We start from the raw sequence: 13,295 nt of genomic DNA on the forward strand, positions 1-13,295 counted from the left end.
GTTCCAGATACAAAAAGCCGCAACCCTGGTTGCGGCTTTTCTGTTTCTGGCCTGAACGCATGCTTTATGCCGATCGAATCGATCAATGTGCGGTAACCCGCTACCGCACATCCCTTTCGATTCGGTTTTACGTTGAGCAACCACTCATGCAAAGGATTGCATCATGCCCACACCTGCATCACCGCCCGCCACCGCAAGCAACACCGACATCATCGCGCGTGCGGTCCGCACCCGATTCAACACCCGGCCGACATTACGCTCGCAAACCGCCCGCATGCTCAAGGACGGTATTCTGGGAAAATACCCGCAACTGGCATTCGATCCTGACCGAACCAGGATTGCCCAACCGATCCCGGGTGGGGCCTGGCGGCTCACACCGCTTATTGACGTGGTGCTTGAGTTTCTGGCCAGCGGTACATTCCCCGATTTCAGCGAGCAATTCGGTCGCAGCTGCTTTTTGACCAACCGTGCCCCTGCACGACTCGCCGTCAACAACACGACATCGCGGCTGCCTGACCTGCAAGTGATCGCGGAAGTCATTCGCGAGTTACCCGACATTCTCTACATCGGCGCTCAGGAATCGTTGACCGACTGCTGGAACGAAAAAGACCAGACCGGCGTCAGCCGCTGGCAATGGCTGGGGGATCTGCTCGCCGGCGTGCTGAAAACCTCCGCGACGCGTCTTGCGACGAATAATGCGTCGCAGGCCGAAATCCTCATGGAGTTGGCCCGCCAACCCGACAAACGTCAACGCCTTCAGCGACCCTGGGCCAAAGGTGCTATTGAAGCCTGCACGCTTCAAGTCACGTTGAGCAGAGGCGACGTGACTATCACGCTGCAGACCCCGGATATCCTGGTGATCTGCGGCGATACCCATTTGTTGTGCAGCGTGACCGGCGATATCGAGTCCTTCCCGACCCGGCAAGCCTTTGGCACGGCATGGAGCGCGCGGCTTCAGCAGGACTTCATGGCTGACGCCATCACGTGGAAGCGTTTTGCACCGGACGGCAACCTCTTTGATACCCAGGCGGCCCTGCTGCTGAACCGGCAACTGCAAGACCTGGAGTCGCTCAAACTGCCTGCACGCCGAAGCCTGGCTGACCTTGAAAAGCAGTTTGACGCGATCACCGATGTCGCCGCACGGTTTATCACCAGCGAGAACCACCCGACAAACCTTCAGCCCTTGCAAGCGACGATTCCCGAATGGTTGCGGGGCGCGGGCGACACAGGTCGTATGGCGTGGCGCAAACACACGTTATCAATGGCCAGCACCCAACAACAGACGCAGGGACGCTCGTTGCGCGACGGCGTCGTTGACCTTCGCACGTTCGCCAGAAATGCACTGCACGCGCAAATGCTCAAGGACCAGCCCCTCGCACCCGGCTACAAGTCCGATGAGCTGGAACTGACCTTTCATGTGCCCGTCGGCGACTTGGGCAGCGGCTACCTCGAACCCGTGCAAATGTCGCTGACCGATCTGGCAATCAACAATCTCGCCGGCAAACCCAGAGGCCGGATGACCATCCGCCACACCGGGAACCAACTGATTCAAGACTGGACCACCGAGGCCTATTTACTGGATCTGGTGAGTCGGGTCGATGTCGGAAAACACTACCCCGAGTACCTCGAAGCGCAACTGCTTGGGCAGAACCCCGAAGCCAGGGAGCGCCTGCGACTTTTCGGCCTGGAACTGAGCCTGCATTTGCCGCTGCGTGCCCTGGAACACTCGATCAAGGGTGAGCACGGCTTCAGCCTCCTGGGTTATCGATATGTGGAAGCGTTGTTCCAACCGCTGGCTGCCGAGCGGATGGTTGAGGAGCAGTCGATTGTCATCAGGCCTTTGGCATTTCAACGCAGGACCGGCGCCACCTGCGATGTCGCCAGCAACATGTTCATCATCGAGCCGAAAGACTTGAAGGCGGACGGCCCGCATATTCTTTTCCGACCGCTTTACCCCGACTCCCTGCACCAATACCCCAGCCGTCAGGACCTGCTCAGTGCCATTGCGCAAACCGGCCCGTTGCAAACCAGTGTGCTTACCTGGCTGCCGGATCGCGCACGGCCGGTCTACGACAACAACGGATTCACCGAACCCCACATTGTCCACTTCCATAATGGCGACGAGTTTTCACCTCCGGAAAAACCGGAACCGGCGATTCTCGCAGGCGACGAAGCAGTCGGTGACTGGTTCACCGCACTGGAAGAAGTGCGATTGCTGACCAGTCTGTTCGTCAGCAACGCACGTGCACTGATTGATCTGGCGGACCGGCAATCGGTGTCGAATGCCGAGAGTCGTTGGGCAATCATCCTCGAGGGAGGCTGGCTGGTATTCAACAACGTGATTCTGCCGTTGTTGCGCGGCCCCGCCATGGTCGTGGGCTGGATGCTGCAAATCGCCCACAGCCTGATCAATGATCTCCCGGCGCTTGACAGTGATGACCCGAAGGCGCGGAACCAGGCATGGATCGATGTGCTGTTGAACATTGGTCTGCTGGTGCTGCATGTGGCCCGAGAGCAAGGCGCCCCGGCACTATACGACAGCGCGGCGACGGATTTTCCGGGCCCCCTCGCCTCCCTGCGCCGGCCTTCACAGACATTCACATGGCCCACCGAATCGACCATCATCGAGGACACCCCGGGTCTGCCTTCCGAGCCGCCGGGCAGTGGCAATACCTTGCTCGACTTCAACCTGTCGAGCGCTCGCGATTCGGCATCGGCCCGGTTGTTCGACACGTTACGAGAGGTCCAGGTGCCATGGCCGACACCTCTGCCTGTGCCTATCACAACTGGCGCCTTCAAAGGCTTGTACCGGATCGGCAACACATGGCACGCCACCGTCGCCGGCCTGTTGTTTCGCGTCAGTATCGTGCCCGGCTTCGGCGAGGCGTATCTGATACACCCCGAGCACCCGGATCATCCGGGAGTCAAGCTCAAGACCGATGGCAATGGCCACTGGACCCTGGATCAAGGGTTGAAACTGCTCGGCGGCGGGCGCAATGCGCGAATCAACGCCCAGCGTGAAATGACGCAACAACGCATCAGTCTGCTGGAACTGAATCGCCAGGAGTTCGTGGACCAACAAGCCCGGGTGCAGAAGCGTGTCGACATTGCCGAGAACTTGATGCAGCTGAAAAAAAACGACCCTGCCAGCACCGAGCTCGATCGCGCAACGTATAGGCAACGCTTCGTTGATGAACTGGACAAACAGACCGAAAGCTACGCCACGCTGTTGGCCGAGATCAGGGAATTGAACGAACTGACCAAATCCGATCCCGACCCTTTGCAATTGTGCAGCCTGTCTGAAAACCTCATCAACAACGCTCGCAAACGGGTCGTCATTACTGACTGGGAGCGCGAAGCTGTAGATCGCCAGTACGCAGACCTGAGAGGGGGTGTCAGGCATTTGCATGAAGCGATCACCCGTGAGGGTGACGTGATACTGGATCGCTACTTTGAGTTCATGCGCAAAACCGCCGAAATCAACGAAACCATGATCAAGCTTCTTGAACAGGTAGACAGTCGGCTGCTGGAACTCAAGCAGATCCCTCGCCTGGGCATGGAGTACTGGAAGCGGCTGACCGGCAACAGGCCCGAAGATGAAATGACGGCACTGCGAATCAAGAGCTACCAATTGAGCGTCTTACGCCTGCTCAGTCTCAAGGCCCTCGGAAGTAATACCATGAGTGTGCTCGAACGTACCCTCAGCCCCCTGCTGCTGTTGTCTCGCTCCCATGCCGAACTGCAAACGGAGCACACCTACATCAACAGTGACCGGATCGCCGTACTGGACAACCTGGTCGATCAGTACAACAAGGCCCAGGATGGTCTTGAGACGATTGGCATTTTCAGTACCGATGAACTGCAAACACACCCGTTCAATCGGCTGCGCGAGCTCATTGATCAACTACGCGTGGATGCCGAGCGACGTCTGGCGGAAGCGCTTCAACTGCAGCCGCAATCGGAGGAGCCGTCCACTTCTGCATCCGGGCCCAGGCCGCCGGTGAAGCGTCCTTATTCATGGGCCAGCCGCAAGCGGGTTATCAATACCGCCAAGGGCGCGTTTATCGGCGATCTTCGCCAACGAGTCGCCAACCAGGGAGGAGACATTGTCGACATCAATGACCCTTTCGAGGAAAAGCCATTGGCCTCGTTTCATGAACACGAGCCCAATGTCTGGGTGGAAGTTGTCGATGCCAGGCCCCCGACACCCAAGGCGCCACGCCCCTATCAGCAGCTCAAGGGTGACGCGCGCAAAGCCTTGGCCGATACCGATAAACACGTGCAAAAGATCGAGGGTTACGCCCAACGCGCCAGTTCTCCCAAGGAAATCGAAGAACAACTGCAGCGCGAAGCACAAAAACTGATCGGGTACGCCGATAGCCTGGAACAGCACGAAAGTCCTCCGGCCAACCAGGCTCCCGACGTTTCGCTGATCGACGGCCTCCGGGAAAAGGCGCGCAACCTCGACACCATGGCGAGCGAGCTTCGCACTCGCATGACCCTCGCCCGGCCGCCCAGTAGCGAGGGTGTGGAGTTTCTGCTGCGCAACAATGCGATGGTTGCGCGAATCATCGGCCAACGGGTTCAGCTGAAAACCGGACGCAAGGATTTCATGCAGGAGTACGTCTTGTTGAATAAAGAAAATCAACCCTGGTGGTACGCGCACTTCCACTATGCCAACGCAGAGGATGCCAAGGCTGACTACACCCAGGCGCACCTGAAAACCAGGGAGCAACGTTTCGAAACCTACGAATCGGCCATGGCCAAGGCAAAAGATCCGAAGCAACAAATCGCTATTCATCATGGGATCATCAGCAAGGAACTGGCCAGCCGCGATTTCTTGCCGCTGCAACCGCGCTGAGTTTTTCAATCGCCCATAAAAAAGCCGCAACCGGGGTTGCGGCTTCTTGTTTTCGCCTGAGGTCAGTGAGCGAACAACGAGTTGCCCTTCTGCCCTGCCAGTTTCTCCGGCTTGATCAGAAACCGTGCCAGTGCCGGCAGCAGCCACAACGCGCCGAACATGTTCCAGAGCAGCATGAAGGTCAGCATCAAGCCCATGTCGGCCTGGAACTTGATGGCCGAGAAAATCCAGGTGCAGACGCCGATCGCCAGGCACAGGCCGGTGAACAATACGGCTTTACCGGTGGACTTCAGCGTTTGGTAGTACGCCTCCTGCAACGGCAGTCCGGCACGCAGGAAGCTTTCCAGACGGCTGTAGATGTAAATGCCGTAGTCCACGCCAATCCCCACACCCAATGCCACCACCGGCAAGGTCGCGACTTTCACCCCGATGCCCATGAAGGCCATCAGGGCGTTGCCGAGTACCGAGGTCAGGACCAGCGGCAACACGATGCACAGGGTCGCCGCCCAGGACCGGAAGGTGATCATGCACATGGTCGCGACGCAGATGTAGACGAGGATCAGGATGGTCAGCTCGGATTCCTTGATCACTTCGTTGGTGGCCGCCTCGATACCGGCGTTACCCGCCGCGAGGATGAATTCCAGGCCTTCCTTGTTGTTCTCCTTGGCGAAGTCCTGAACGGCATGGACCGCACGATCCAGCGTTGCAGCCTTGTGATCGTTGAGGAACACCAGCACCGGCGCCAGGGAGCAACTGTTGTTGTACAAACCATCAGCCCGGGCGATGGAGTTGTTCAGCACGTCCGGGTTGCGCGACAGGGTTTCCCACTTCAGGTTGCCCTCGTTCATGCCCTTGATCATCTGCTTGGACACGGTCACCAGCGAGATCGCCGACTGCACGCCCTCGGTGTTCTGCATCTTCCACATCAGCTCGTCGATCGGCGCCATGGCTTCGTAGCGCGAGCAACCTTCGGACTTGGTCTTGACCATCACTACCAACACATCGGAACTGGTGGAGTAGTTGCTGATGATGAAGTTGTTGTCCTTGTTATAGCGCGAATCCGGACGCAGCTCTGGGGCACCTTGATCGAGGTCGCCGATTTTCAGGTTCTGGCTGTACCAGAGGCCGCCACCGAAGGCCAACAGGGCCAGGACAATCGACACCGGGGCGACTTTCGGGCTGGCAAAGTTCGACAGCAGGCGCCAGAACGGGTGTTCGCGGTGCGCGTCTTTCTTGCTGCGCTCGACAGCGCGCTTGCTGATGCCGGCGTAGGAAATCGCCACCGGAAGCAGGATCAGGTTGGTAAACACAATCACCGCCACGCCAATCGATGCGCCGATGGCCAGCTCGCGAATCACTCCGATGTCGATGATCAGCAGCGTAATGAAGCCCACCGCATCCGCAAGGATCGCGATCATCCCCGGCAGGAACAATTGGCGGAAGGTGCGCCGCGCCGCAGTCAACGCGTTGTCGGCTTCACTGGACTGCAACGCGATACCGTTGATCTTCTGTACGCCGTGGGAAATACCGATGGCGAAGATCAGGAACGGCACCAGCATCGAGTACGGATCCAGCCCGAAGCCGAAGAAGTGCATCAGGCCGAGCTGCCAGACCACCGCCACCAGCGTCGTGGTCAACACCGCCACGGTGCTGCGCATGCAGTTGGTGAACCAGTACAAGAGAATCAGGGTGATGACGAAGGCGACACCGAAGAACATCACCACCATCACCAGACCATCAATCAGATCGCCGACTTTCTTGGCGAAGCCGACGATGTGGATCTGCACGTTGGGGTTCTGTTTCTCGAACTTGTCGCGGATCTTCTCTTCCAGCTCATGGGAGAACTTGCGGTAGTCCAGGGCCAGTAACTTGCCCTGGTCCTGCGGATCCGGGTAGGACTCCAGCAGCGGGATATCGACGATGCTCGACTTAAAATCGTTGGCCACCAGACGCCCGACCTGCCCGGACTTGAGCACGTTGTTGCGCAGCAGATCGAGGCTTTCCTGGGAGCCGTTGTAGCTCTGCGGAATCACCTCACCACCGGCGAAGCCCTCCTCCGTCACCTCGGTCCAGCGTACGCTCGGACTCCACAGCGACTTGAGACCCGAACGATCGACGCCGGAGATATAGAAAACCTCGTCGTTGATCTGGCGCAGGGTCTCCATGTACTCCTTGGAGAAGATGTCGCCGTCGGTGGCTTCCACCGAGATCCGCACGGTATTGCCCAGGTTCGCCAGATCGTTGCGATGCTCCATCATCTTTTGAATGAACGGATGCTCGAGCGGAATCATTTTTTCGAAACTGGTGGACGGCCGGATCAGCGTCGCCTGCCAGAACAGGAAAATGCTCACCAGCAGGCAGATCACGATCACTGCCGGGCGGTTGTTGAAAATCAGGCGTTCAAGAAACGTCGCCTTGTCTTGGTGATGGCTGCTCAAGGATGTCATAGACCCGCCTTCTCATTATTTGCCCGGCTCATTTGGACGACCCGTTTTTTCCATTCTCGGCGCTGGCGCCGGTTGGCGAGGTGACGCGAACGCCGCCCTGTCCCGCCAGGATCAGATTGCCGTTGCCCGCTGCAGTCACCGCCGCGACGGATATGCGATCCGGGCGGTTGAACACGCTGAAGGTTTCGCCGTTATCTTCGCTGCGGATCACGCTGCCACCATTGCCGACGATCACGATGGAGCCGTCATCGAGCAAGGTTGCGCCGGACAGGCCGAACTCCAGTGCACCGCGGGCGGCTTTCAGCTCGACCGGTTCCCAGGTGCTGCCGAAGTCGGTGGAGCGGAACAGGTTGCCGCGCAGACCATAGGCCAGCAGCGTGTTGGCCTGAGCGGTGCCGATCACGCCGAAGAGCGAGCCTTCGTATGGGCCTTCAAGCTTTTCCCAGGTCTGGCCCCAGTCGGCGGAGCGGAACATGCTGCCCTGCTCACCGACGATGAACAGCCCGGCATCCTTGACTGCGGCAATGCCATTGAGGTGGTACTGGTCTTCGTTATCGAGGCGATCACTGGCGTCTTCCCAGTTCTTGCCGCCGTCGGTGGTGGCCAGCAGCGCGCCGTAAGCGCCCACGGCGAAGCCGATGCTGGCGTCCTGGAACCAGACGTCGAGCAGCGGCGATTCGCGTTTCATATCTTCAAACTGCTTGGTCCATGTGACGCCGCCGTCCTCGCTGGCGAGAATCTGTGCGTCATGGCCGACGGCCCAGCCGTGCTTGTCGTCGACAAAATAAACCGAAGTCAGCAGTTGCCGGGTCGGCACCTTGGCCTGGGTCCAGGTCGCGCCCTGGTCATCGGAATACAGGATGTGCCCGCGATCGCCGACCGCTACCAGGCGCTTGCCGGCGTGCACGACATCGAGCATCAGGCTTTTGCTGGCCTTGGCGGATTCAACGGAATAGACAACGTCAGATGCTGGCGCCGCGGCGGCCAGCACAGGTGCCGACAACATGGCACAGCCCAACAGCGAGAGCGCTGTAGCCAGCAACGCGAATTTGCGCAGTGCCGGCGGGCGGCAGGTACCCACACCCATGACAGGCTCACTCATAGACCTTCCCCCATTATTATTGTTAGGTCGCTCAACCTTTCAGGGCGCCGTTAGGGGTGCTCATCGGGATTGAATGGTTAGGAGCATAGTCCTGAAACCCGCAATCCAGAGCCCCTTCGGAAGCTGGCTTATCCTATCGGTGTTTGGAAAGGTCTGACAATCGACGCCACGTTATGTTTTGTTAACCTGGATGGGATGGGTTTGTTCTGAATGGTGGGGTATCAGGTTGGGTGATTGGGTTGGTGGTTGGTGGTTGGTGGTTGGTGTACATATCCGTTGCTGCGGTAACGGCGGCTATTGGTTCCGCTCTTACAGCGGGTCACTTGGAGAAGCGCCAAGTAACCAAACGCTTTTGCCCCTTTCGTTCGGTGCCTCGCCAAGGCTCGGCATGCCCTCCTTCCGGTCCTGCTCCGTGGGCCCGCCGCCATCGGCCATCCATGGCCGGGGGCGGCTAACCCGGCATCCATGCCGGGTTGCCCACTGCGCAGAACCTCCACTCGGCCTAACGAGGGGGCGACCACCGCCACAGCACCGCGAGGCGGCCTACCGGCCGGCCTGTCATTTGAAGCGTACGCATTTCCCTGTGGGAGCTGGCTTGCCAGCAATGGTCGTTAACGATGACGCGTGCGGTCTGAATGAACGTGGTGGGTTTACACAGCTAGCTCCCACAGGGGATCGCGGTAGCTTTTGCTTTTCACCACTCATCAGGCCGAGCGTTAGCTCGCCTGCAGCTCTTGATCTTGATCCACCCGCCCCTTCGGGAGGCTGAGTGGAGGTGTTCATCCGGGGAGTGGCGCGCAGCGCCGTTCGACGCAGTCGAACACGCTGCATGTAGGTCGTCGCGAAGCAGACCGGAGGGCAGTGTCCCCGGATGAATACCGGAGCGAAGGAACGCCGAGCCTCAGCGAGGGGCCGGACGCTCGGGGCGAGCCTTTTTTTGCTTACTTTTTTTTGGCGTTTGAAAAAAAAGTGAGTCGCCGTAAGGGCGAAACCCTAAGCGGCCGTTACCGCAGGAATGGATATGTACACCATAAAAAAACTCGTCGCCTGATACCCCGTCATCGCAGTTCAAGCCAGCTCCCACAAGGTCCAGGGTGAACCCTGTGGGAACGAACCAGACTCAAGCCAGGCTTTTGCTGACCACTTCAAACACATCGCTGGACAGCTGACCCGAAGCGCGAATCCGCTCCAGCTCGCCTTTCATCAATGCCTGACGAGCGTCGTCGTATTTGCGCCAGCGCGTCAGCGGCGCCAGTTGGCGCGAAGCAATCTGCGGGTTGAAGCCGTTCAGTTCGATCACCAGATCCGCGAGGAAGCGATAACCCGACCCGTCCGCCGCATGAAAGTTGATCAGGTTCTGCCCCGCAAACGCACCAACCAAGGCTCGCACCTTGTTCGGGTTCTTGAGGTTGAACGCCGGATGCTCCATCAACGCCTTGACCCGCTCCAGCCCACCCGGCAAGGTGCTGCCCGCCTGAACGCTGAACCACTGGTCCATGACCAACGGGTTGTCCTTGAAGTGCTCGGCAAAACTCGCCAGCGCCCGCGCCTTGTCTTCTTCGAACGATGAGTTGACCAGCACGGCCAACGCTGTGAGGCGCTCGGTCATATTGTCGCTGGTCTCGAACTGCTCAAGCGTCGCCGCCAGGACTTCAGGCTTACCGCTCAACATCAGGTAAGACAGCGCAATATTCTGCAAGGCGCGACGAGCAAAGTGCTCGGCCTCGGCCACGTACGGGGTTTGTTTCGACAGATCACGGTTGGCCTGGTAACGCAGCCACAGCGCTTCGAACAAGCCGTCCGCCAATTGCTTGCGGGCAAACTCACGGGCGATGTGGATAGCATCGACGTCAGCCACTTCGCTGATCTCGGTCAGATACGCTTCACCCGGCAACGACAGCATTTCGGCAACCATCGCCTGATCCAGCGTTTCGTCCGACAGCACGGTGCGCAACGCACAAACCAGACGCTGATCCATGACCAGCGTCTCGCCCTTCTGTTGCTGAGCGATCAGTTCCTGCAGCACGTGAACCGAGAGTTGCTGACCGGCATCCCAGCGATTGAAGCCGTCGCTGTCATGCTGCATCAGGAACATCAGCTGATCACGGTTGTACGGGAAGCTCAGTTTCACCGGCGCCGAGAAGCCGCGCAGCAACGAAGGCAAAGGCTGTTCAGCGATGTCGAAGAACGTGAAGGTCTGCTCGGCTTCGGTCACCGATATAACCCGCGAAGTACCCTGTGCGCTGGCTTCGCCGGAAAGACGCAAGGCAATGGCCGCGCCTTTGGAGTCCAGCAGGCCCAACTCGACAGGAATCACGAACGGCAGTTTTTCAACCTTGTCCGGGGTTGGCGGGCAGCTCTGGCGGAAGGTCAGGCTGTAGGTCTTCGCGGCGGCGTCGTAGGACTCGCTCACTGCCAGACGCGGCGTGCCGGCCTGGCTGTACCAGCGTTTGAACTGGGTCAGGTCGACACCGTTGGCATCTTCCATGGCCTTGATGAAGTCGTCGCAGGTCACGGCCTGGCCGTCATGGCGCTCGAAGTACAGGTCGCTGCCTTTGCGGAACCCTTCGGCGCCGAGCAAGGTGTGGATCATGCCGACCACTTCCGAGCCCTTTTCATACACGGTCAGGGTGTAGAAGTTGGAGATCTCGATGAAGCTGTCCGGGCGAACGGCGTGAGCCATGGGACCGGCGTCTTCGGCGAACTGGTGGGTGCGCAGGTAAGCCACGTCCTGAATGCGTTTCACGGTTGCCGAGTTCATGTCGGCGGAGAAACCCGAATCACGGAACACCGTGAAGCCTTCCTTCAGCGACAACTGGAACCAGTCGCGGCAGGTCACGCGGTTGCCCGACCAGTTGTGGAAGTACTCGTGGGCCACGATCGCTTCCACGCGCTGGTGTGCGGCGTCGGTCGCCGTTTCGGCGCGAGCCAGCACGGCGCTGGAGTTGAAGATGTTGAGCCCCTTGTTCTCCATGGCGCCCATGTTGAAGTCGTTGACGGCAACGATCATGAAGATGTCCAGGTCGTACTCGCGACCGTAGACCTCTTCGTCCCAGCGCATGGACTTCTTCAGGCTGTTCATCGCGTGCTGGCACTTGTCGATGTTTTCTGGCTCGACATAGATACGCAGCGCCACGGAGCGCTCGGTCATGGTGGTGAAGGTGTCTTCGACGCACCACAAATCACCGGCCACCAGCGCAAACAGGTAGGCCGGTTTCATGAACGGGTCTTCCCACGTGGCCCAATGACGGCCGTCTTCGCCCGGACCGCTGGCAATCGGGTTGCCGTTGGACAGCAGCACCGGATAGCTGTGCTGCTCGGCGACCACCGTGGTGGTGAACTTGCTCATCACGTCCGGGCGGTCGAGGTAATAGGTGATCTTGCGAAAACCTTCGGCCTCGCACTGAGTGCAGAACATCGTGCCGGACTTGTACAGGCCTTCCAGCGCGGTGTTGGTTTCCGGGTGGATCCTGACGCTGGTGTCGACGGTGAACGTGGTGCTGGTCGGCTGCAGGGTCAGGTGATTCTCGGTCAGTTGGTAATCGGCATCACTCAACTCGCGATCGGCCAGGGTCACCGACAACAACTCGAGTTGCTGACCATCGAGTACCAGGGGCGGTAGGCCCGGACCCCGCTCAGGATTGCGGCGCATCACCAGTTGCGCATGGACCAGGCTGTGGTCCTCGAACAACTCGAAGGTCAGGTGCGTTTCGTCGATCAGGTACTCGGGCGCCTGATAGTCTTTCAAATAGATCATCTTCGGTTGTTCGGTGCGCATGCTGGAGTCCTTACTGATGCACGGCGAGCTGATAAGCCGTGTACTTACGAATATTGATCACGCCGGTGTCGAAAATCAGGTACTGGCCCTTGATCCCCAGCAGCGTGCCTTCGGCAATCGGGTTTTTGTCCAGGTTGAAACTGACGATTTTGGCCGGGTATTGCTCAACCGGGTAGCGGATTTCGAGCGGCTCTATGTCGGCAATAGTCTGGATTGCCTGTAGGCCGAATCGTTCCTGTAAACCTTGCAAACCTTCGGCGCAGCTATCAAACAGCTGATCGCGAACCTCGGCCAGATCCACCGAAATCGCCTCGCCCTTGAGTAAAGCACGCCAGTTGGTCTTGTCCGCCACCTGACTGCGAAACAGGTCTTCGACAAAGCCCGACTGCTGGCGGGTCGAAACACGCATGATCGGCAACGCCTGACGGGCGCCCTGATCGATCCAGCGGGTCGGCAGCTGGGTGGCTCGGGTAATCCCGACTTTGATCCCGGACGAGTTCGACAGATACACGATGTGATCGGTCATGCAGAACTTCTCGCCCCACTCCGGTTCACGGCAGGTGCCGGCGTCGTAGTGGCAACGCTCCGGGCTCATGATGCAGAGGTCGCACTGCGCCAGTTTGGTCATGCACGGGTAGCAGTAACCCTGGCTGAAACTGGTTTTGGTCTTGCGCCCGCAATGGGAACAGAAGATCGCCCCCAGGTATTCCAGGCGAACCGTGCTGCCGATCAACGGATTGACCGGCACCTCGACCTCGCCCAGACGAAACGCGTACTGCACGTCGGACCCGTCCAGGCGAGCCGACATTTTACTGACTGCACCGCGGCCAATCTCGATCAATGGATGGCATCCGACTTGAACAGGATATTCGGTACGGTAATCGACTTGGAGCTGCACTCCTGCGGGCCCATGTAGCCAGTGCGCTCTTCTTCCGGCAGGTTCTGGATTTCCCAGGCGATCATCGCTTGCAGCGACAGTTCACGTTGCTCGGCGGTGAGTTTGCCACCGTCCGACCATTTACCGATTTCCACCGCCAGTTTCAGGCTCTGGTAGATATCCGGGGTGATGTTTTTGATCATTTCGTTAAAAGAGGACATCAAGGTCTC

6 protein-coding genes are annotated in these 13,295 nt (G+C 59.0%); 1 reads left to right on the forward strand and 5 read right to left on the reverse strand.

Features of this window, described 5'->3' with window-relative positions:
- Window positions 1-163: 163 nt before the first annotated feature.
- Complete coding sequence (locus B723_RS22875) at window positions 164-4,861, forward strand: dermonecrotic toxin domain-containing protein (RefSeq protein WP_017338443.1); 4,698 nt, start codon at window positions 164-166, stop codon at window positions 4,859-4,861.
- 62 nt (window positions 4,862-4,923) lie between these two features.
- Here B723_RS22875 and B723_RS22880 read toward each other — a convergent pair whose 3' ends face one another.
- From B723_RS22880 to B723_RS22900, 5 genes are all read right to left on the reverse strand, one after another.
- Window positions 4,924-7,308: an efflux RND transporter permease subunit gene (locus B723_RS22880; protein ID WP_017338442.1), complete on the reverse strand. Its 2,385-nt coding sequence runs from the start codon at window positions 7,306-7,308 to the stop codon at window positions 4,924-4,926.
- 28 nt (window positions 7,309-7,336) lie between these two features.
- Window positions 7,337-8,410 carry a WD40/YVTN/BNR-like repeat-containing protein gene (locus tag B723_RS22885; RefSeq protein WP_031318832.1) on the reverse strand — a complete coding sequence of 358 codons (1,074 nt, stop codon included), beginning with the start codon at window positions 8,408-8,410 and terminating at the stop codon, window positions 7,337-7,339.
- Window positions 8,411-9,530: 1,120 nt separating this feature from the next.
- Complete coding sequence (gene pepN, locus B723_RS22890; RefSeq protein ID WP_017338280.1) at window positions 9,531-12,188, reverse strand: aminopeptidase N; 2,658 nt, start codon at window positions 12,186-12,188, stop codon at window positions 9,531-9,533.
- 10 nt (window positions 12,189-12,198) lie between these two features.
- On the reverse strand, window positions 12,199-13,029 hold the full coding sequence (locus tag B723_RS22895; protein WP_017338279.1) for a DUF2797 domain-containing protein: 831 nt from the start codon (window positions 13,027-13,029) through the stop codon (window positions 12,199-12,201).
- Complete coding sequence (locus tag B723_RS22900; RefSeq protein WP_017338278.1) at window positions 13,026-13,286, reverse strand: YeaC family protein; 261 nt, start codon at window positions 13,284-13,286, stop codon at window positions 13,026-13,028. Before B723_RS22900 ends, B723_RS22895 begins: the two co-directional genes overlap by 4 nt.
- Between the last annotated feature and the right edge of the window lie 9 nt (window positions 13,287-13,295).

Origin of the sequence: Pseudomonas fluorescens NCIMB 11764, assembly GCF_000293885.2 — a bacterium.
Classification (GTDB): domain Bacteria; phylum Pseudomonadota; class Gammaproteobacteria; order Pseudomonadales; family Pseudomonadaceae; genus Aquipseudomonas; species Aquipseudomonas fluorescens_B.